Origin of the sequence: Brucella haematophila, assembly GCF_005938105.1 — a bacterium.
In the GTDB taxonomy this organism is placed as follows: Bacteria; Pseudomonadota; Alphaproteobacteria; order Rhizobiales; family Rhizobiaceae; genus Brucella; species Brucella haematophila.
In genome coordinates, this window is sequence record NZ_VCPE01000021.1 from 39,666 (window position 1) to 60,358 (window position 20,693).

Sequence of the window (20,693 nt, forward strand, 5' to 3'; positions counted from 1 at the left end):
TAGCTTGAAGTGCGACTTGCAAGCGATAACAATGAGTTATCCTAAGCAAGGAACCCGTCATGGAACGCACCTACGCGCATATTGATCTGGATGAACGCCGCAAGATCGCCCGCTGGCGCGCTGCAAACCTCTCCGTTGATATTATTGCCGAGAAACTTGGACGACATCGCTCAACCGTTTTCCGCGAGTTGAAACGCAATCGATTTGTCGACGATCAGATCACGGACCTGACGGGCTATTACTGCACGGTTGCCGATCAGAAAGCACATGATCGTCGCTCGAAACGACGCAAGCTCATCCGGTTTGATCATTTGCGTCAATCCGTGATCAAGCACATCAGCGATGGATGGTCGCCGCAGCAAATTGCCGGGAGAATGCAACTGGAGCGCCACCCCATTTCTGTCAGTCATGAAACGATCTATCAGTTTGTTTATTCCGACGACGGTCGAAAAGAAGGGCTTTGGAAGTATCTGCCTGAACGTCGTGCCAGACGGCGTCCACGTCATGCCCGGCGCCACCATGGGCGCCGCTTCCCGCCGGAACTGAGCATCTTACATCGCCCGGACATGATCGCCAGACGTAAGCAATTTGGCCACTGGGAGTGTGATTTGATCCAGTTTCGCAAGAAGTTCGGCAAGGCCAATGTAACGTCTCTGGTCGAGCGGGTAAGCCGTTTCACAGTTTAGTTGCGCAACAATGATCGTCAGTCACGTGCGGTGATGGATGGTGTGATTAGCGTACTGCAACCCCTGCCCCAAATGGCCCGGCGCTCGATCACCTTTGATCGCGGCACTGAGTTCACGGAATGGGCTTATCTGCAGGCCGGTATCGGATCGCAAACATGGTTCTGTGACCCACAGTCACCTTGGCAGAAAGGAACGGTCGAAAACACCAACAGGCGAACAAGACGATGGCTCCCCAGAGACCTTGATCCGCTAACGTTGAGTGACCGAGATCTCGTATTCATCTGTCATCGTCTCAACAATACGCCGCGCAAATGTTTGGGGTACAAAACACCAGCAGAAGTCTTCCGACAAAAATTCATCGCAAACAGACATCGTGATGCGTAAACTCAAACTATAAAAGTCGCGCTTCAGCATGACCTCACAACTTGCATTAAGCGAAATATTCTAGCAAGAATTGAAACGAAAAAAGGCACTCTGAAGAGTGCCTTTTCATCTGGGAAGTCGAGGATTCGTAAGGCCCAAAGGCCCACTGCCAATCTGATCTCGACTTTTCAAGTGTGAATATATGCAAAAATGACGGGAGCGTCAAGTTGCCAATTGAGGATGACGATCTACCAAAGCTGAGTATCTTGCTATCCGCAGAACGCTTGGGCAAGCTCCATAAGCTTACTGGAAATATCAAAGCTGCTATCGAACTTCACCAGAAAACTCTACGCCTTGGCGCTGATCTGATGAACATAACGGCAAGCATCGAAATAGCATTACGCAATTCCATCTGTGAAAATCTTGGGCAACATTTCGGTGCTGCTGGCTGGCTTTTAAATCCACCGGCACCCTTCAAATGGAGGGACAGCGAGAAAAGCAAAATTACTATGGCCATGGATAGCGCTCGTCGTGCGGAGTATTCCAAACTATCGCAGGCTGAAAAACACGCGCTTGATTTATTAGCCTACCCACTTGGCAAACCAACAAATCTTTCGCATTTGGAGCGTGCTAAAAAACGGCGGTCGCATATCCAAGTCAGCGATGGGAAGATTATAGCCGAACTTACCTTTTACGTCTGGAAACGCCTGTGCGGTCCGGACTACGAGCATACCCTATGGAAACCGACTCTAAAAAAGACGTTTCCCAATAAGAGGGTCAAGCGTTCCGATGTGGCTGACAATCTCGAAATCGTCTATCAAACTCGCAATCGATTGGCTCACCATGAGCCTGTCTTGCATAGTCGATTTACAGATACCGTGAGCGCAATAAAATATATCGCACAGCACCTAGAGACACCCGTCCCAAGCGACCAGACGCCACTTTACCGTCTCATTGCAGAGGATTTGGCGGCGGTCGAGGATCGGGCAAATGAATTGCATGCTGAGCTAGACGCATTTCGAACCTAGGGAAAGCGCATGAAGTTAACCCGCACAGGCTTGGTCAGCGTCAGTGCGGGTTACATTATTTAGCTAATTGCCCGGCTGGCAGAGTTGACGCTCTGTCTGCCCCTCCAAGAACATAGCGCTTGCAGGCAAGCTGTCACAGCTATCCTACCGTGAAGATTGGCTCGCCGATAAAATATATCCTGGATATCTAAAACAGCGATTGACTCTGGAATGGAAGTGAACAAAATAGGAACATACTCCCACTGAGAAGAATATGTTCCTGAGTACCCCTGTACTCGGGAGCGGTTCCGCGCATTCTGATTTTGGAGCGTGTCTTGCGCCTTCCTGAGACTATCGAACGCTTATATATTGATTTTGATGGCTTTTTCGCGAGCGTCGAACAGCAATGCGACCGCCGCCTACGCGGTCGGCCGATTGGCGTTGTCCCCTTCGAGGGCACAGATCGCACAGCCGTTATTGCCTGTTCGAGAGAAGCGAAGATCTTTGGCGTGAAGAACGTCATGCCGATCAAGGAAGCAAAGCGGCTCTGCCCAGACCTTATCCTTGTCCCGCAGAAACCCGACCTTTACAGGCGCGCTCATAACGCCCTGCTCTGCGAGATCGAGACGGTTATTGCCATCGACACAGCAAAAAGCATCGACGAACTGACGTGTGTGCTGGACGACAGCGGCAAGCGAGATCCGGAGTTGCTGGCAGCAAGGATCAAGGCGGCGATATCGGAAAACATCGGCCCGTTCATCACCTGCTCTATCGGGTTCGCGGCCAACCGCCAGCTGGCGAAGATCGCTTGCAAGGCCGGGAAAGAAGAAACTAAGCGCCGAGGCGCTTACGGAAACGGGCTTGCGATCTGGTGGCCTTCGATCATGCCTGATCCACTTTTGCGCGTTGAGCTGGAGGACATACCCGGCGTCGGATCGAATATGGCAAAACGGCTTTACCGGAATGGCGTGTTCACAACGACGCAGCTTTACGCGTTGCAGCCAAAACACATGCGGAAGATCTGGAACAGCGTCAACGGCGAACGCCTTTGGTACGCCCTCCATGGTTTTGATATCCAGGCGCCTGCACAGCAGCGCGGCATGTTCGGCCACGGCCGCGTTCTGCCACCTGAAGCGCGCTCAATGACGGGCGCTTATGAAATCTCCCGCCTTCTGCTGACAAAAGCCGCCCGCCGCCTCCGCCGCGAAAACTTCTATGCAGCAGGCCTGTGGCTTTGGCTATCGGTGCGCGACGGTTCATGGTTCGGCAAACACTATCTGCCAGTTGTGAATGACGATCAGGCTATTTTGTCAGCTCTACGCTTGCTCTGGCAGCGCGTGCGGGAAGATCATCCGCGAGGTGTAACCATCTTTCGCGTCGGCGTGACGCTCTATGACCTGTCACCAGCTGGCGAGCGGCAGATGGATATGCTGAACAATGACGATGCCGTCCGCCAGAAATGGGAAAAGGCAAACAACGCCGTCGATACGCTCAATACGAAATATTCCGGTACGATCGTGAGCATGGGCGAATGGAAACCACCTGCCGGCGGCCATGTTGGTGGCAAGATCAGTTACACCCGCATCCCGTCCGCAGAAGATTTCTGGTGAGACCATGGGCAACTGGAAAACCACAATCAAGGTCCGCGATCTGGACGAGGAGCAGCGTCTTGAATTGACCTGTAAAAAATGCGGCAGGGTGACTTACGCCACCAAACGACTGCTCTGCGAAGATGCCGATCGTTCCCAGAAATATCTGGACGAGATCGAGGCGAAGGTCCGATGCAAGGCGCGCGGCTGTCGCGGCCATATGCGTATGGCCATGGTCAGGCTTCAGGAAATGAGCGGCTTTGTCGGAGGATTGGCATGAGCGGATATAAAAGCGAAAAAGCCGTCGCAACCGAGGGCGGCAAGCTATTTGAGCATTATTGCGATGCGAAGGGCTGCAAGGCCTGGGGCACGTTCGGCTATAGGCTGTGTCGCAAAATTTTCACTTCTGCTGAGCTATGTGAGCGTCAGTGCGCATAATTGAGTGAGGCGAATGCGAATGACGGTCGCGTTCAAAGGTACCCATTTTCCAAAAAGTATCATCCTGCATGCAGTCTTCTTTTACGTGCGTTACCCGGTTTCCTATCGTGACCTTCAGGAAATTCTGGCAGAACGCGGCATTGCTGTGGATCATGCGACCTTGAACCGATGGGTTGTCCGGTACTCACCGCTGATCGCTGCCCAGGCGCAATCGCGCAAGCGACCCACGGCCCGTTCCTGGCGTGTTGACGAGACCTATATCAAGGTTCGTGGTCAATGGACCTATCTGTACCGAGCCGTTGACCGAGATGGCCAAACACTGGATTTCATGCTCTCCGAACGCCGGAATCTGGCTGCAGCACGGCGTTTCTTCAAGAAAGCCATCGCAGCCAACGGTGTTCCAGACAAAATTGTCATTGATAAAAGCGGAGCCAATCTGGCCGGAGCACAAGCTGTAAACACAATCCTGAAAATCACCGGTCACAGCAAAATGATTGAAATCCTGCAGGTTAAATATCTCAACAACATCCTTGAGCAGGATCACCGGTTTATCAAGCGAATTACCAAACCGATGATGGGCTTTAAGGCGTTTCATTCAGCCGCAGCGACAATCGCGGGCATAGAAGTGGCGCATATGATCCGTAAGAAGCAGTTCGCAAATGACAACCGCTCGCCATTTAAAGTCTTTGCGGAGCTCGCAGCATAATTGCGTCTGAAGATCTGGCCGCTTCTAACATCATGATAAATTTGCGACATAACCCGGAATTGGCTTATCGTTTATTGGTCAGGCTCGTCGCACGTCGAGCCGTGGTAACCCAATAACTTGCCGCCTCGGGCCGTGGCCGAATCGAGAATGTTAGCCGAATTTTGAAACGCATGGGGGGCGATGAGCACGTCCGTATTTGTCAGACACGCCACCAAAGACGCCGATATTGTTGCGGAGATCGTTGACTTGATCGAGCAAGGTATTGGAGTTCCCGAAGCTGAGATCTTTTGCTCATCTCTTCATGGTTATGGCATTCCCACCGGAAAGACGTTTGTCACCTTCATGAAGGAACAGATGCTGGAGCCGAAGGTCGTCATTCTCCTGCTCACCCCCGCCTACTTTGAAAGTAAGTTTTGCCTTAGCGAACTGGGCGCCGCATGGGTGAAATCACACTTCATTTTCCCTATCCTGGTCCCTCCCCTCGGCTACGAAGATGTTAGGGATGGCTGCGCTGGGGTGAAGCACAATTCAATGCGTATCAAAATCATTGTATGGTGATCCACACACGACTGAAACGTAGACTTCGAGCAAGCACTGGCGGGTTGGGTCCGCTTCCTCCACAAAACGGAACTCCATGCGTCTGATGCGCTCGATCGCATCGGCGAATGCCGACGCGAATTCGGTCTTCAAGAGCAACCCGGCGCGCGAGGTATCACCTGGCCGGTAATCCGACCTCAGAAAACCGGTTGCTTGGCGCGCAAGTTTGAAGGCAAATGGAGCACTGTTGTGGCCACTGGATCGGCGGGTATGCTGGCCGTAGCGCTTGCGCACATCGCGAGTGCGGCCGACGTAGAGACTGTTTCCGTCTTCCGAAAACATGTAGATTCCGGATCCCTTAAATTCTGGCCGCAAGATTGCGTCTGTGACCGGCGCTTGAGCCATTAGTGCTTCGAATTTCGGATGCAAGTTTTCAGTAAATGCCCGGAACGTCTCGTGCATGGTGTCCCCAAATATGGTCTATTGTAATGTCCGCGCTCGTTTAGACACGCAGCACCTCCCGAATGGCGGTATCAAGAGCTTGGTCTCCACTGAACCCCGTTTAAACTGTGGAGGCAGATAGAGAGAATGGTTATATTATCCCCCATGCTCGAAACCGCCCCCTGCCAGTTATTTCGCGTAAATTGAGCTCATCGACAAGGCGAAGCGCGGCGCGAGGGGTGATCTCGAGTTCGGCGGCAATCATCCCGGCCGAAACCAGGGGCCTCGCCAGCACCAGTTCAATGAGCCCCGGCAGATTTGATGAGGCTCGCCTGCCCGTCAGCCGCCGTTCCAGCATCTGCCGCGCCAGCAGCAGCCGGTCATGTTCCTTGAAGCCGAGCTCGATCCCGGCCATCAAGCCCTCGAGACTGGCGGTGAGCCGGGTTTCAAAATTGCGATGCCGCCGCCGTTCGATGCGGATAGTTTTCAGGCCGGCATTGAAGGCTAAAAGATGCGCGTGGGTGGTCAGCCCTTCGCGGCGAAGCAACGAGGCTGCCAGCAGGCGGCCCAGCCACGGTGCCCGCTGCAAAACCGCGAGCTCGTTCCAGGCATCGAGCGCCAGGATGGCCTGCAAAACCGGCGGAAAATCGCTGATCGAACGTAACACCGTCCGCCATTCGTCGAGCCGTTCCTCTTCATCCCAGTCGGGATCGCGGATCAGCGGATCCACCTCCCTCCTCGGCAACCACTCTGGCTCCTTCGCCCTGGCCAAAACCGTTTCGGAGCGTGCCAGCACCGCGTCGATGGCGTCGAGATCAACGCCGGGCAGGTCGAGTCCGTCATCCAGACGATGTCTTCTCCCCTCCCCGTTTCGATGCTGCCGATCGACCGCCGTATCCGGCACGACGGCGCTTTCGCTCTCCGCGAAGATGCCGTAATCCCCAGAAGAGGATGCTGGCCACGCCTGCCCGCCAACACGAAGACTGCGCAAGCCGTTCGGGCTCAGCGCCCAGTCCGGTGGCTGCACAGCAATGCGCCGCCTTGTCTGCAACACGTCGCGGGCAATGGTGAGGGCGTGGCTCGGTGAGCGGATATCGCGCGCCGCCTCATGCAGGACCAGATCCTCCATCTCGACCAGTTCGCCGTCGAGCCACAACGAAGCGCAGGCGTCGGCAAAATGCAGCCGTTCGATCAAGCCTTGGCCGACCGGTGAATGAGCAAGGCGCTCATCGAGACGCGCCAGAGCCGCACTGGCGCGCGCCAACGGCAGCAACGGGGTATTCAGAGGCAATTGGTCGAGATCGTAACGCATTGAAAACATAGTAAACAATTTCTCAAACGGACGCCATTCATTATTTAATGTCCGACACTGATGATGCCTTCTGGTTAGTCATATAACACCCGATAAGTATAGGTTATCGGAGGTGAAATGTACGAGGCACTTGTACGTGCTGTAAAACAATGGTATCAATGGCGTACGATCAATTTCGGAGGTCCCGATGCCCCAGACAAGCTACAAGATCAGCGAAGCCCGCAAGAATTTCGCCGAAGTCCTCGATCGCGCCAACCAGGGCGAAGAGATCGTCATCATGCGTGGCAACGAAGTTTACGCCCGCATCGGTCCAGCAGCGGACGGTGGCAAGCGCCCTTTTGGCCTGTTGCGCCATCGTGGCCTGCCCGACAACCTGTTCGATACAGTTGATGCAGAGCAGGCGGCGATCGATGCCGGAGACTGGAATGATGATACCGGCGTCTGGCAAGGCAAATCCAACAATAGCGAAAACGCGCAATGAAAATCCTGCTCGACAGCCACGCCGTCTACTGGTGGACAATCGGTAGTGATCGCCTGTCCACGAAGGCACGATCGCTGATCGAGGACAAGGCAAATGCTATCCTCGTCAGTGCGGTCACGTTCTATGAGCTGGACAACAAGATGCGCCTGAACAAGCTCGATCTCAAGCCCCAGGAACTGCGGGCAGCCGTCACGGAAAGCGGCCTGCAAACACTAGCCATCACCGATCTGCATGCCGAACTTGCAGCAAATTTTGATTGGGAACATCGCGATCCGTGGGACCGGATTCTTGCCGCTCAGGCGCGGCTTGAGCACTGCACTTTCATCTCGACGGATCTGGCGTTCGACGCGATTCTGCATGAGCGCGTCTGGTAAGGGCAGTGGCGGTGAAGGTATTCGTGGACATTGCCGAGGCGGCGGAGCGATTTGACGAACTGATTGACTTCGTTTTGCGCGATGACGAGGTTGTCATCTGTCGAGCTGGCGATCCTATTGCCGCGATCGTGCCAATTTCGCAGAACGGCCAGGGCACATGGGATGAAGTCTGGGCGCTGGCGCTTAAGGGAAGGCCTGCAAACACGCACCAGACTTCGAACCACGATGAACTATATGACGAGAACGGACTGCCGAAATGAGCAGCTCGTCGTCAGGTTCGATTGAAAAACGCACCGAGACTTTAGATACGATTGCTGCTGTCTTGCCGATGAACCGCCGCGACATGCTGGCAGGAATTTTGACCGATGAGGATGTCGAGACATTGCGCCATCTGGTCAATGAAGGCATGGGCGAAAACACGCTCCGTGCCCTGACCTCGGATCTGGCCTATCTTGAAGCCTGGTCGCTGGCTGCGACCGGCAATCCCCTCCCCTTTCCGGCGCCGGAAGCCCTGTTGCTGAAATTCATTGCGCATCACTTATGGCGGTCGCAGCAACGCGAGATCGAACCCGATCACGGCATGCCTACCGACGTGGAAGAGGAATTGCGCCAACAAGGCTTTCTGCGCGTGTCGGGACCGCATGCGCCGGCAACGGTCCGCCGGCGACTTGCCAACTGGTCGACGCTGACCCGCTGGCGCGGTCTGGAAGGATCGTTTTCATCGCCTTCCGTCAAATCGGCTATCCGGCTTGCGGTGCGCGCCCTGAACCGACCACGCAGCCGCAAGAGTGTCCATGCGATTACCGGCGATATTCTGGGCAAGCTGCTGGCAACCTGTTCCGGAGAGGATCTAACGGCTTTGCGGGATCGGGCCATCCTGATGGTGGCCTTTGCCTCGGGCGGTCGTCGGCGTAGCGAAGTCGCCGGCTTACGTGTAGAACAGCTGGTCAAACAGGCACCGGTCACCGATGAGAACGGCTCTCCCCTCCCCTCGCTCGGCATTCATCTCGGTCGCACCAAAACCAGTGGTGCCGATCACGATGAAATCGTCTATCTGACCGGGCGGCCTGTCGAGGCTCTCACCCGCTGGCTGGAAGCAGCCAGGATCGACAAGGGCAGCGTGTTTCGAAAAGTCGATCGCTGGGGCAATGTGTCCACGCGAGCGCTCGAACCGAGCGCCATCAACCAGATTGTCAAACAGCGCGCGCAAATGGCAGGTCTCAATGCAAAAGAATTCTCAGCCCACGGCCTGCGCTCTGGCTATCTCACCGAAGCCGCCAATCGCGGCATTCCGCTCCCCGAAGCCATGGAACAATCGCGCCATCGCTCCGTGCAGCAGGCGTCCGACTATTACAACAATGCCAAACGGCGTAGCGGACGGGCGTCAAGGCTGCTATGATACTATTCACGGAGGGACCTCCAACTCTTCGACCGCACTAAGCATGAACTGGATCGCGCTTACTTATAAACTGCCACATGCAGCTTGTTAACAGCGGTCGTTCATCGTGATGACCGCTCGAGAACGTGCCTGATCAGCTACGCTGGCTTGAAAACAACAGCGTGGGGTTTAGTTCTTCAGTGCCGATATATGGATTGGCATGGATCGCAAGAATCCACAGGCTGATCGAAGCCGTTGCCGAGTAAAGTAGCAAGGCATGCCTCCCAGCCCGCACCCGATCCGCATGGGTCGAGGCAATAGTGGCGATAGTCAGGAATGTCAGCGCCAGTACAAGATACCATTTATATTGGTCGATGGACGTATTAGCGATAGCGATGCGATCATTGCGCGCATTCTGAAGCTCGTTAAAATCATGAATGAGCTGGGATACGATCGGAGAGGGCGTGCCGTCGCTGGCCACCGTCTGGACAACGGAACGAATGGCAAGAAGCGACTTCTCCACCTTGGGCGAAGGCACGATATTGTCGTCGGCTCCCCATTCATCTGACACCACCAGATTCCGATAGGTTTCCACTGCGTTCTTAAGTCTCTCATTGTTCAGGACCGTGGGATGAGCAGTCCCCAACATTCGAAATATCGCAGACCGTTCGTTGCTGGTCGCGAGATCCGCTCGAGAATTGAGTGTCCATGCATCTGCCGCGACGAAGCCGAGAGACAAAGCCCATGCGGTGGATATCGTGCCGACAAAGGCTCCAATGGGCACCGAAGTCGGATCTTTCAACGCCCGCAGGCCCCGCAGCTTCAGAAGGAGCCAGCCGCAGGCATATAAAAGCGCCCCGAAAAAGCAAAATGCCAAGAATGATACGTAAATCGACATCCCCAGTAATGTTGCCATGAACGCCCCCCCCCAAAAAATACGTTGGCGCAACTCATTATATAGAGGGCGTAAATAAACCGTGTTCTCTGGAAGGGAATTGGATATAGGTCCTCTCGTTTATCGCGGCGTTTATTCGAAGTTACACAGAGTGTGACGACCGATCTGAATGAAATAGATCAATGTTTTAAAATCTCTTTTCAGCACAAGTCTTCTCCGAAAACTGTTTTACCCTTTTCGGGGAGGCCTCTATGTAGAATTTTTGCAATTTCGGCTTTACTAATTGATTACGAAGAACGGTGTATTGGACAATGGGGTATCATCGATTCTATCCTTTTGGGTTGGGGCAAAGAATTGAGACTGGAAGCAGAAGTCGACAGCGTTGAAACAAAACGCTCAAGTGAAAAAAGTTCGCTCCTTTCCCTTGCCATCATAATTGCGACAGCGTCAATTTTCGGGCTCACTTACAGCCTGACGGCTCCGCTGGTGGCGCATATGCTTATCAAAAGCGGGCTGACGGAAACGCTTGTCGGTGCCAATGCCGCCATGCATGCGCTCGGCGTCCTGTGCATAGCCCCCTTCCTTTCGGGACTGGCTATCCGCTACAAGCCCAAATATCTCATCATGGCCGCGCTACTTTCATCAGCGTTGCTTCTGATCCTGTTTCCAATGGTGCCTAGTTTCTGGTTCTGGTTTCCGTTGCGTTTCCTGCTGGGAATTTCTGCCGAAATTCTGTTCGTATTGACGGAAACCTGGGCCAGCGAGCTGAGCGACAATAAAAATCGCGGACGCATCATGGCGACCTATACGGCGTCGCTCTCGCTGGGTTTTGCCGGCGGCCCGTTGATCCTGTCGTTTACGGGGTTTGAAGGGCTGGTGCCATTTGCAATCGGGGCGGTCGTCGCCCTCCTCGCCTTTGTCATCATGAGTCTGCCGGGACTTCGACAGATTGAAATGGCCCAGCAAAAACACTCAAATTTCTTGCGTATGATGCGACTGTCGCCCATTGCCATGGGAACAACGGCAATCAATTCGGCAGTTGAAACAGCCGGACTGTCTTTCCTTGCCATTTATGCCATGCGGCTCGGCTGGAACGAAACCGAAGGTGCACAACTGATCACGGTTCTCATGGTCGGTGCCATTGCGCTGCAGCTTCCCATCGGCTGGCTATCAGACAAGATGAACCGGGTTACACTGATGATCGCCCTAACGGCGGTTTCCGCAATAACGGCATTTCTCTGGCCCCTGCTTCTATCGGTGAGCTGGCTGGCCTACCCGGCATTGTTCATCTGGGGCGGAATTTTCGTTGGCATTTATACGACAATGCTCGCGATAATCGGCTCGCAGTTCCGTGGGGCGGACCTTATCAGCGTCTATGCGGCGATGGGGCTGTTCTGGGGCGGTGGCGCCTTGGTGGGACCGATGCTGGCAGGCGGTTTTCTGGACGTGATGCAGCACGGCCTACCGACCTTTGTGGGAATGGTCTGCGTCGTTTTCATGGTGTTCGCCCTGATCGTAAAGCGCACGCTTAAACCCAGTGGAGCCCCCCAGGCATGATACGCATCGTTCTTATTCTCCTTGGCCGGGAAATTATTCAGCGTCACTGGAAAATACTACTCATTACCGGCGGCGTCTGGCTTCTGCTCGGCACATTCATCGCTATAGATGCGCTGGACGGAAAGACGATCATTCCGTCGCGCTTTTTTGGCTATTTCCTGCTGCCGGAGGCGGCTGTCGGCCTCCTGGCTGCCGCGTTCAGTCAGGGAACGGCGAGACGAATGCGTGTCGTGCAGGGTATCGCGTTGTTCGCGGTCGCCTTGCTGATCCTCAGCGCCACCCCCGCCAGCCACTTCACGCTTGCGATGGTGCTGGGGTTCTGCTTCCTTGTGGATGGCAGTGTGCGCATTGGCAGTGCATGGGTTGTCCGCTATCCCCGCTGGCGGCTGGGGTTGATGGGCGGCATTGCGGAAGTTTGCATCGCCATTGCAACGCTTCAGCCATGGCCAACATGGTACGCCGGAACAGTTGCCTTCAATGTCGGCGCCGTCATGATCCTTACCAGCCTTGGCATATTGAACATTGCGACACGGGTGCGACGGCTGGAAGAAGGCGCATCGATCAGCAGTATCTTCAACAGAAATCCTTTATGGAACAAGCCGGGTTCCAGCTCCCTCGCCCATTCTGCCAATCGCAGCGAGCTGATCGTCCATGTCTGGACTCCCACAGGTCAGGTCATGACCCCGCTTCATCAAAGGGCCATCAATCGATATATCGCAGCCGTCGATACAAACGGCGTCATTTCCACGGGCCATGCGGCTCTGGAAATGGCCCCAAACGTCTATATCAGCCATTATCCGGCAGTCGAGATCGACCGATCGCCGGACGAATTCACCCGGACATTACGCGCCACCGCAGACAACAATGTGCCCGGACGTTTCCTGCCAAGCTATCAGGAAGAATCCGCCGAATGGTGCCAATCGACAGTGCAGGTGGTGATCAAGAATATCGACGCATCGCGATTGAATGCATTCTGGCAAGATTACAGCGCAGACAACACCTATAATCTCACAAACCGCAATTGCTCAAGTGCAGTCGCTGATGCTCTGGATGCAGCGCTGGAAGGTGTTTATCGTGACCACAACTGGCCAATAATTACAGCGTTGCGCGCGATCATTTATCCTGAGCTATGGGCAGCGGGACTGATGCGCAAGCGCGCAGAATCCATGGCGTGGACGCCTGGTCTGGTGCTGGATTATGCGCGCGCATTGTCGGCTCTGGTCGACCCACCAAAATCGTTCTTGACGTTTCCCAAACTTCGCCTGCTAAAAAAATACGCAAACACGAAGCAGGACATAAACTAGGACACGTCTCGCATATATCCGGCCTAGCTAGAGCGGTTCCGGTTAATACGGAATCATCAGAACCGCTCTAACTATTTGTTTTACCGCATTGTCCTACGCAAAACCGCTTCGCACTTTTGCTGGAAATGCTCTAAGTACCGGCAGGCTGCCGGATGACCGTAGAAAACTGTTCGCGCTCCATTGAGCGAACCGGCGTCAGCAAGGCGCGCTGCTGGATTTCACTGAACGGCAGGTCGCTGTTCATGAGCAGCTCATTGTCATAGAGAAACTCCGGCAGATAGCCGGAGAGCAAAACCCTGTAATCAAATGGAAAACCTGGTTCCAGCAGGCGAACAAGGTCGAAAACGACCGTCGTGCAATTGGACGTCAGTGTATTGTAGAAGGCCGGGTTTCTGGCAAGATCGTTGGCCTTTTCGATATATTTGAGCAACATCGCCTGCATAAGCTCTTGACCAACATCGACCGGATATCGATAGACGCGCTCGTCGCGGACATTGGTTCTCAAATAAACAATGTCCCGTTCTTCCGCCGCTATCATCGCCAATTCGAAACTTCTGAAAAAGCCACCCAGCGAAGAAAATTCCTGACCTTTTTTCTTGCGTATTTCGGCAGAGAACACCAGATGGCGACCATCTGCAAAGCCGAATGAAATCAATGTATGTGCAATGGCCGGATGCGTCCAGTAAGACAATATGACATCCACCGAATTGAGTTCGCTCAACCTGTACGTCCCGGATTTCCACCCTGGCACAAATATCCGGCTGTCATTCCATGTGAAGTCACGAATGTTGTGAAATGTCACCTCGTCGCCCTGAACATCCGCTGTCACCGTGTGCTGGACATCTGCCGCCCAATCCCGCGTAAGCGAAGGCTTCATCGAAAACCAGGAGACCAGAAAGAGGGAACCGAGGCAGATGAATGCGACGTTACTGAAGCTTATCAACTGGCTGCTCGAACGCGGTGAAAACAGGACCGAGATATAAGCTGCAAGAACAAGCGCGGTCAGGGCCATGACACAGATTTTGATCGTCTGCCCCACCTGCAAATGAAACCAGAGCGCCATTGCCGCCCATAACACAATCATCGAGCATAGCGATGCCCAGGCAAACATAAAAAGCAGTTTGATCATGGTATATTCTGTGGCCTCGGATCGGCAGTCATAAATGGTAATATTGCGAGAACCGGGTTGGTGCTGGCGCTAAAATGGCCCCGACGCCAGTGTTTCAGACGATGATAGATTTTGTTGGAGCATATTCGGGCTAACCGGTTTCTTGACGCCTGCATCGGACTGGACTTCGCGAATGGCGTTCTGGAGGACGGCGTTTCTTTTAAACGCCACGCGACCAGCGGCAATCACCTGATCCACCTGTTCTGTCGGAAGCACGAAGCGGGTTGGCACTTCATTGAAACTTGCAGCCATGCCAGCGGGCAGATCTTGTATCGACAGGCGTTGTACATGAAACCGGACATCGCGGCAGTTCCATCCTTTCAACGAGCCGCGATAGCGCGCTACCGTGGCTGCAGACAGGCCGCACCGATATGCAATGAGTTCGTCGCGCCATTGCGTTGTCGCCAGCTTCAGCGCATCGAACCCTTCCCTGACCGACGAGGAAATGGCAGTATCCGTAACCGCACCGAGGATTTCAGAAATCCCTGGCCCTTGCAGCTCCTTTACCCATGGATATTCCATCTCACGGCCAGCATCCACGACAATGTAAAGAAAAGTCTTCAGCTTCACTGCATCGGCAAGCGACAATGGCCCATAGGGCGTTTGCGCCGAGGCTCTGGCCATCGCAAATGGCGTAAGCCCCAGATTATCCGTCAGCGCGCCATCGAGCAATTTTATGAAATTCACATTGTTCGACCGGTAAGTGTGCAGTGCGCGCCCATAGGCCTTCAACCTATACGACGCCTCGGGATCGGCCATGACTCGGCTTAGCCAATCGGGCTGGCGATAGGTGCAGGCACCATGGTTGGATGCAACCGAAATGGGCTTGAAAACGACCGGAACCGCCGCGGACGCCGCGACTGCGTCAGCAATCCGCACATCCTTCAGATTGCTGCACAGTGCTGCAAAGGTTTCTACGCTGAAGTGAAATGGAACCCGGTTGTAGATATCCGATGCAGAGATCCAGATCGATGGCGCATTGGACCAGTCAAACTTTGAATAGGTCGCACCATGGAAAATATTGTCGTCGAGCCAACGGGCAAGCGAGGATCGGTCATTTGCGCCGCCATTCAGGACGCCAATGGCGACTGCTGGCGACAATGCATTGGTGCGCACGCGTTCTTCAGCGTTCCTGACCAGAAACGTTTCGCGGAAATCCCGATAATCATCGCGCCCTTTCATGCCGAAATAGGCTGCAAGAACCGCGCCTCCAGACACGCCAGATATGATCCTGATATTATCGACCAGGCTTCGCTCATAGGGATATTCGTCCACGATCGTATCATCGAGCGCCCGCATGACTCCATAACCAAAAGCTGCCGCCCGCGTGCCGCCGCCAGAAAATGCCAGGCCAATGATCATTGCGCCATCATCCCCGTGATCCGGAACGAAATGATTGTTAAACGCGAATAATTGAGACGTTGAACGATTGATCGGCCCGACATCGGATACCGCGCAGCCCGTAACAAGAACGCTGACAACAAACCCTGTTATCAAGAAAAGAAACGATCGATTCTGTATCATGCCCCCACCCCAATTGAACGACAATTAACACTGCCATTGAAGCAAAAGCAAATGGCAGATCAAGGAACGTATCTCCCGCCACAATCTAAGGATTTAAAGTATCGTCGAGTTGACATTTTCTCCAATCGGTCGCACCCATTTTAGGAAAACAGTTCTTTTGAAGCCCTTCTCACGGCACTGTTGTCCGCAAGGGACGCCAAGTGTTCTTACCTTTCATTTTTTCGCCAAGGACGAGCTATCATACTACGGATTGCTCGGTATCTACCGAGGCTCTCGGCTTATCTCTTTTCGCCGCCTACCGTGATCATTCCAGCCTATCCATCCCTCTCCCTGTTTATAGATTTGGACCTTTTAACTTAGGTAGGCCGCTGGCGCGCAACGGTTGTTTTGATGAGGGTTTCCTCGTCTACCCATTAAAATCGCTTCTGATGGCGGTTAAATTGCATAGTAAAACTCGCTTGCAACTGACCATTTTCTAATGCATTCCTTATTTGAACAAAGCCGCTTCAAGCGCGGGAGAAACAGCCATGTCAAAACGTCAGGCCACCAGTGCGTTGCCCCGTCCCGCTCGCCTCATCGGTTACGCACGGGTCTCGACCGACGATCCGGTCCATGATGCACAGATGGACGAGTTGCGGGCAGCTGGCTGTGATCGCATCTTTCAGGAGCAGGGTTCCGGGACTTCACGCGCCCGCCCGGTCCTGACCCGGCTGCTTTCGGAGCTCGTTGCCGGTGACGTTCTCGTCGTGGTCCGGCTGGACCGCCTCGCCCGCTCGGTCAGTCACCTTCTGCAGGTTATCGAAGATCTCGAACAACGCGGCATCCACTTTCGATCTATCCGTGATCCCATCGACACATCCACGCCGCAAGGCATGTTTTCTCTGCAGGTGCTGGACGCCGTTGCACAGCTCGAACGCGCGCTGATTGCAGAACGGACCAAAGCGGGGATCAAAGCTGAAAAGGCGCGCGGCAAGCTTCCTGGAAATCCCGGCTTGAGAGAGCGCAAGCCGGAAGCGATCCGGGCCGTATCTCAAGCGCGCAACAAACGCTATCTCGATGAACTGATCACCTCGGCACAGACCTGGTTGCCTCTGGTGCAACAAATGCGCCCGGTCCACAGCTGGGAGAATATCGTACAGGTGCTCAATAGGCGCGGACATGACTGGACGGTCGAGCGTCTGCGCCGCGCCGTGCATCGTCTCGTCCGCGAAAAAATCGCCGACAAGAAGCTTGTTGCCCGATCCCCTCGCCGCATCCCTTCTGATCACCTGATGAAACTGGTCGCCGCAATTGCGATTGCCGATCCCGGATTGTCGCTTCGCGATATCGCGGCCCAGCTCGATCAGATGGGAGAGCGGCCGACGCGCGGTGGGAGGAAATGGCAGCCTTCCTCCGTTCGTCACCTTTTAGATGAAGCCCACCGTTTTGGTCTCATTCGTCGCTAAGCGCCTGACCGATCATTCGGCCGAGAGGCCGTCTTTCAATCAATGTGATAGACAATCCTCCGTCATTGGAACTTTCGATAATGCAACACAATATGCGTTACATGTGCCGCCCAACATCCATACGCCCGTGCAAAATACGCACAACAAGCAGCGTGTTCTCGTGCTCCCGGAAATAGATCACATGGGATCCGACGGCATATTTGAGATAACCTGGTCGGATGTCCGTCAACCGACCACGCTTGCTCCCTTCCGTTAACCCTTCAAAAGCATCCATGACGTCAGTGATATAGCTGTTTGCTTGCTCCAATGACCATTCGCGTAAGGTGTAAACCCAGATATCTTCGAGATCGGCCTCGGCAAGCGGTGTAAGCTGATACCCATCAAAGCGCATGCTTCGTCTTCATTCTCTGCAGGAAGCCCTCACGATCCAAGGGCTTCGACTGACCAGACTCTTCGCCCGCAATCAGCGCCTCCTGCAAGGACCTAACGCGCGTTTCATGTTCTTCTAAAAGGCGCAATCCTGCACGCACAACATCACTGGCAGAGCCATAGCGCCCTCCCCTCACCTGTGAATCGACGAAATTGGCGAAGTGATCACCGAGCGTAACTGATGTGTTTCGTGACATATATTCACTCCTTTACGCGATTGTACCAATAATTGGTACCAACGCAAGAGCGATTGCCCAGTTCGTATACGGCGCCAAACAAAACGGGTTCAACGCCAAGCTCAGTGAGCTTCTAGCTTCCGCTGAGCGACACTGAGGTATTGCAATTGGCAGTTATGAGGCCCAAAGCGAACGCTCGACCGACGACACCTAGTTGCTGTAGGGTCTAAAAGAAACACTCGGTGGAGGCAATGAATGCCCTATGGAGTCAGCTTGAAAAGCTGCAACGCTACCGCAGTTAAAATCCTGAAGCTTTGGAATGAGGCGAGCGTATTTGAACCGAAAGGCTCGATGCTGGAATTAGGGTATCCGCCCCATCTGACACTTGCGGTGTTCGAGCAATGGCCAGGCGACGTTAGCGCAATCATGGCAGAGGTCTTTTCAGCACAGGGAAAACTTTTAATTACCTTCGACACAGTAAAATATTTTGACAATGAGACTATGATCCTCTGGACAGAGCCGCGTTCGAACCACGCTCTATCTGGCCTACACAGCAGATTACACGGCCACTTCGATCCCCTGAGCTGTCACGAACATTACCGCGTTGGTCGCTGGGTTCCTCACTGCTCCTTGGCAACTAACGTACCGCAGTCAGCCAGAGCGGCAGCTATCGGCTGGGCAGAAACCAGAAGACTCGCGTTCGCCGTCGAATTCGACTCGGCAGATTTCGTTCAATTCCCGCCGGTCGTGATACATGAAGAACTGCGATTACGCTGAATGACCGGTTTGGGCGCAGCGGTCTATTCTTCAGTTCGTTACCGCACCAACGATAGGAACGATTATTATGGCCACTTTCATTCTGATAGCCGGAGGCTGGCAGGGCGGTTGGGTCTACCAGAAAGTAGCGGATATCCTCGCAGGGCACGGGCACATAGTTGTGCCAATCACACTTTCGGGGCTCGGTGATACACCTGCCCCATCGGCCAATCCTTAAACTCATGTAAGCGAGGTCGTTGATGTCGTGAAGTCGCATAGTGACGACTTGATCCTTGTCGGGCAATCCTACGGAGGAATGATCGTGAGCGGCGTAGCGGACGCCGTTCCGTCGCGCATCCGTTCACTGGTCTATGTTGACGCTTATGTCCCAGAAACCGGCGACTCGGTCTGGTCGCTGACAACACCGCGCTTTCGAGACATGTTCATCGCAGGTGCAAAAGGTGACGGGCTGAATTGTGCCCCGCCTTCCAATCTGGACCCACGATGCCGCCCACAACCGATCGCGACATTTCTCCAGTCAATCACTTTAACCGGACGCTGGCGTGAAATACCTCGTAAGGTCTTCGTTGGCGCACATGGATGGGATGGAAGTCCATTCCTCGACCTTTACCAACGCTTGAGCGAGGAAACGGATTGGTCAACCTTTTCTCTCGATTGTGGCCACAACGTAGCTCGACTGGAACCAGAGGCATTGGCCCGAATAATGCTGACCCAGGCCCGACCAACCAGAGAAGCCTTCCCGTAGATGCATAATTATTGCTGCCGTCACTAGCGCCTACGTTCCACAACCGGCGTAAATGGGCATCTTCTCACAGACTACCCAATTTCAAACAAGGACTTCAACGTCAGCTCACCATTCATTTTAACACGACAACTGAATGGTTGTTCCATTTGCGCTGTCGGTAGAAATCGCGCTCGTGGTATTTCAGACCTCACGGATAACCGGTGCTGTCGTTCTCCTGGCAGCCACCATCTGGTATCTCGCATGCTTGACACGGTGGTCCACCAACGATGGCGTTTCCAGCACACCGAAGGCGTTCGCAAGGGCACTCGGCACCCTCGTCTTTGGGGCGCTAGGCGTTATGACGATAGTCGTTGTAGTCCCACTGGCGATCGTCCAACGTTGAGTACAGTACAGCTCGCCTAAAGCGCCGTTCGATCGCACAAGAAGTCGTTTTCCTTGTGAAGCACTTGGCCCGTTCACCGAATTCAATGACCGCGATCTACTTCACCAACTGGTTGCCTAACTCATTCCCACAGCGCAAGCGCGGGGATCGTCCGTGCTTTCACAGAACTTCTTCGCTGCGAAGCACCACGGGCCGAACTCCATTTGCTTCACGAGACTGGTGACGCTACGGTCCATATCCATTTACGCGACTGGGTCGCAAAATGTTGCCAAGTTTATCATGGTCATCTCTTTGCACGATATTCCCATTGGATCGCTATTGCGGGGATCAGGAAAAGGACGACGTTCAGAATCTTCCAGAACCCGATGATATTGGCCATGTACATGTGGGTTTGATCGACGCTAAAGCCAAAAAAGACGGACATCATACTTGTTGTAATGCCGCTGAGTGACATCAACCACGCAAAGATGATAAATAGCAGATTGATCAGGAAAGCTTTTAGCAGAACGTTTCTAATTCTAAGCGGCGTTTCCATCGAAATGCTCCCTTGTTAGTAATGCGCCTAGTCTACTTTGCTCAGCACAAACCTTCTCATTGTAACCCATCCGGCGCGATTTTCCGCGGTCTTTTCCGACAATTCCACAAACGCGACAATCACCCTTGTCTGTTATCGTCCTGATCACAATCTCTGATTATGAGGTTGAGCACGCACCTGAAAGCCACTTTCGCCTGTTGTTAAAGCTTATGGATCATCACCATCATCGTAGTCCTACCGATGTGATCACTTATCTTGTTCACTCTAGGAGAGCTTGACGTTGATCTCGGGCGGAGGCATCCACAAGACAGTCTCGGCAAATGAGTGCCACTCGCGACCCCGTCTCGGCGACGACTAGCCGTTCTTGACTATTCGTCAGATTATAGACCTGAGCGCCCCCTGCGCGAACTCATGTTCTCAGCTGAGAACACATCTTGTTTGGCC

The 20,693-nt window shown here is 53.9% G+C and carries 23 protein-coding genes and 2 pseudogenes; 17 read left to right on the top strand and 8 right to left on the bottom strand.

Annotated elements, in window-relative coordinates; translation table 11 throughout:
* Positions 1–59 precede the first annotated feature (59 nt).
* The 7 genes and pseudogenes from FGI60_RS23035 (at position 60) to FGI60_RS23060 (ending at position 5,347) form a co-directional block, all read left to right on the top strand.
* Positions 60–1,070: pseudogene (locus tag FGI60_RS23035) on the top strand (IS30 family transposase).
* A gap of 206 nt (positions 1,071–1,276) precedes the next feature.
* On the top strand, positions 1,277–2,077 hold the full coding sequence (locus tag FGI60_RS23040; RefSeq protein WP_138787147.1) for a hypothetical protein: 801 nt from the start codon (positions 1,277–1,279) through the stop codon (positions 2,075–2,077).
* Between the two features lie 314 nt (positions 2,078–2,391).
* On the top strand, positions 2,392–3,666 hold the full coding sequence (locus tag FGI60_RS23045) for a Y-family DNA polymerase (RefSeq protein ID WP_138787148.1): 1,275 nt from the start codon (positions 2,392–2,394) through the stop codon (positions 3,664–3,666).
* 4 nt (positions 3,667–3,670) lie between these two features.
* The gene (locus FGI60_RS23050; protein WP_138787149.1) at positions 3,671–3,925 is read left to right on the top strand and encodes a hypothetical protein; all 255 of its coding nucleotides are present in this window, start codon (positions 3,671–3,673) and stop codon (positions 3,923–3,925) included.
* The gene (locus tag FGI60_RS26360; protein WP_171058841.1) at positions 3,922–4,083 is read left to right on the top strand and encodes a hypothetical protein; all 162 of its coding nucleotides are present in this window, start codon (positions 3,922–3,924) and stop codon (positions 4,081–4,083) included. Before FGI60_RS23050 ends, FGI60_RS26360 begins: the two co-directional genes overlap by 4 nt.
* A gap of 19 nt (positions 4,084–4,102) precedes the next feature.
* Positions 4,103–4,789: an IS6 family transposase gene (locus tag FGI60_RS23055; RefSeq protein ID WP_138787150.1), complete on the top strand. Its 687-nt coding sequence runs from the start codon at positions 4,103–4,105 to the stop codon at positions 4,787–4,789.
* A 180-nt stretch (positions 4,790–4,969) separates the two neighbouring features.
* Positions 4,970–5,347 (top strand): toll/interleukin-1 receptor domain-containing protein, encoded by a 378-nt coding sequence (locus FGI60_RS23060; RefSeq protein ID WP_138787151.1) that lies wholly within the window; start codon positions 4,970–4,972, stop codon positions 5,345–5,347.
* On the opposite strand, the gene FGI60_RS23065 is transcribed toward FGI60_RS23060, so the two are convergent.
* Complete coding sequence (locus tag FGI60_RS23065) at positions 5,318–5,788, bottom strand: GIY-YIG nuclease family protein (protein WP_138787152.1); 471 nt, start codon at positions 5,786–5,788, stop codon at positions 5,318–5,320. The two genes, FGI60_RS23060 and FGI60_RS23065, sit on opposite strands and share 30 nt — an antisense overlap.
* A 130-nt stretch (positions 5,789–5,918) precedes the next feature.
* On the bottom strand, positions 5,919–7,088 hold the full coding sequence (locus FGI60_RS23070; protein ID WP_138787153.1) for an RHE_PE00001 family protein: 1,170 nt from the start codon (positions 7,086–7,088) through the stop codon (positions 5,919–5,921).
* 178 nt (positions 7,089–7,266) lie between these two features.
* Between FGI60_RS23070 and FGI60_RS23075 the strand changes: the two genes are divergently transcribed.
* The 4 genes from FGI60_RS23075 to FGI60_RS23090 are packed head-to-tail and all read left to right on the top strand — an operon-like array spanning position 7,267 to position 9,333.
* Positions 7,267–7,560, top strand: coding sequence for a type II toxin-antitoxin system Phd/YefM family antitoxin (locus FGI60_RS23075; RefSeq protein ID WP_138787154.1), 294 nt, complete (start codon positions 7,267–7,269; stop codon positions 7,558–7,560).
* A complete protein-coding gene (locus FGI60_RS23080; protein WP_006469785.1) occupies positions 7,557–7,934 on the top strand; it encodes a type II toxin-antitoxin system VapC family toxin in 378 nt (125 codons plus the stop codon). Before FGI60_RS23075 ends, FGI60_RS23080 begins: the two co-directional genes overlap by 4 nt.
* A gap of 11 nt (positions 7,935–7,945) precedes the next feature.
* Positions 7,946–8,194, top strand: a complete 249-nt coding sequence (locus tag FGI60_RS23085) for a type II toxin-antitoxin system Phd/YefM family antitoxin (protein ID WP_374844116.1) — start codon at positions 7,946–7,948, stop codon at positions 8,192–8,194.
* A complete protein-coding gene (locus tag FGI60_RS23090; RefSeq protein WP_138787155.1) occupies positions 8,191–9,333 on the top strand; it encodes a site-specific integrase in 1,143 nt (380 codons plus the stop codon). The genes FGI60_RS23085 and FGI60_RS23090 overlap by 4 nt, the downstream gene beginning before the upstream one ends.
* A gap of 133 nt (positions 9,334–9,466) precedes the next feature.
* On the opposite strand, the gene FGI60_RS23095 is transcribed toward FGI60_RS23090, so the two are convergent.
* The gene (locus tag FGI60_RS23095) at positions 9,467–10,228 is read right to left on the bottom strand and encodes a bestrophin-like domain (RefSeq protein WP_109366593.1); all 762 of its coding nucleotides are present in this window, start codon (positions 10,226–10,228) and stop codon (positions 9,467–9,469) included.
* Between the two features lie 132 nt (positions 10,229–10,360).
* Between FGI60_RS23095 and FGI60_RS23100 the strand changes: the two genes are divergently transcribed.
* Both FGI60_RS23100 and FGI60_RS23105 read left to right on the top strand, forming a co-directional pair.
* Entirely contained in the window at positions 10,361–11,764 is a 1,404-nt protein-coding gene (locus FGI60_RS23100) for an MFS transporter (RefSeq protein ID WP_235889911.1), read from the top strand.
* On the top strand, positions 11,761–13,068 hold the full coding sequence (locus FGI60_RS23105) for an HdeD family acid-resistance protein (protein WP_171058842.1): 1,308 nt from the start codon (positions 11,761–11,763) through the stop codon (positions 13,066–13,068). The genes FGI60_RS23100 and FGI60_RS23105 overlap by 4 nt, the downstream gene beginning before the upstream one ends.
* A 130-nt stretch (positions 13,069–13,198) precedes the next feature.
* Here the strand turns inward: FGI60_RS23105 and FGI60_RS23110 are convergent, their stop codons facing one another.
* The gene (locus FGI60_RS23110; RefSeq protein ID WP_181394334.1) at positions 13,199–14,197 is read right to left on the bottom strand and encodes an Lnb N-terminal periplasmic domain-containing protein; all 999 of its coding nucleotides are present in this window, start codon (positions 14,195–14,197) and stop codon (positions 13,199–13,201) included.
* A gap of 69 nt (positions 14,198–14,266) precedes the next feature.
* Positions 14,267–15,760, bottom strand: a complete 1,494-nt coding sequence (locus FGI60_RS23115) for a patatin-like phospholipase family protein (RefSeq protein ID WP_138787156.1) — start codon at positions 15,758–15,760, stop codon at positions 14,267–14,269.
* Between the two features lie 527 nt (positions 15,761–16,287).
* On the opposite strand from FGI60_RS23115, the gene FGI60_RS23120 reads away from it, so the two are divergent.
* Complete coding sequence (locus FGI60_RS23120) at positions 16,288–17,205, top strand: recombinase family protein (RefSeq protein WP_138787157.1); 918 nt, start codon at positions 16,288–16,290, stop codon at positions 17,203–17,205.
* Between the two features lie 97 nt (positions 17,206–17,302).
* Here FGI60_RS23120 and FGI60_RS23125 read toward each other — a convergent pair whose 3' ends face one another.
* Both FGI60_RS23125 and FGI60_RS23130 read right to left on the bottom strand, forming a co-directional pair.
* Complete coding sequence (locus tag FGI60_RS23125) at positions 17,303–17,596, bottom strand: type II toxin-antitoxin system RelE/ParE family toxin (RefSeq protein WP_138787158.1); 294 nt, start codon at positions 17,594–17,596, stop codon at positions 17,303–17,305.
* Positions 17,586–17,831 carry a type II toxin-antitoxin system ParD family antitoxin gene (locus FGI60_RS23130; protein ID WP_109366597.1) on the bottom strand — a complete coding sequence of 82 codons (246 nt, stop codon included), beginning with the start codon at positions 17,829–17,831 and terminating at the stop codon, positions 17,586–17,588. Before FGI60_RS23130 ends, FGI60_RS23125 begins: the two co-directional genes overlap by 11 nt.
* Before the next feature lie 234 nt (positions 17,832–18,065).
* Between FGI60_RS23130 and FGI60_RS23135 the strand changes: the two genes are divergently transcribed.
* The 3 genes and pseudogenes from FGI60_RS23135 to FGI60_RS23140 all read left to right on the top strand — a co-directional run.
* A complete protein-coding gene (locus tag FGI60_RS23135) occupies positions 18,066–18,587 on the top strand; it encodes a 2'-5' RNA ligase family protein (protein WP_138787159.1) in 522 nt (173 codons plus the stop codon).
* A gap of 67 nt (positions 18,588–18,654) precedes the next feature.
* A complete protein-coding gene (locus tag FGI60_RS26435; RefSeq protein WP_210238467.1) occupies positions 18,655–18,804 on the top strand; it encodes a hypothetical protein in 150 nt (49 codons plus the stop codon).
* Between the two features lie 18 nt (positions 18,805–18,822).
* Positions 18,823–19,332 (top strand): annotated as a pseudogene (locus FGI60_RS23140) (alpha/beta fold hydrolase); the annotation flags it as partial.
* Between the two features lie 665 nt (positions 19,333–19,997).
* On the opposite strand, the gene FGI60_RS23145 reads toward FGI60_RS23140, so the two are convergent.
* Entirely contained in the window at positions 19,998–20,249 is a 252-nt protein-coding gene (locus FGI60_RS23145) for a hypothetical protein (protein WP_138787160.1), read from the bottom strand.
* Positions 20,250–20,693 lie beyond the last annotated feature (444 nt).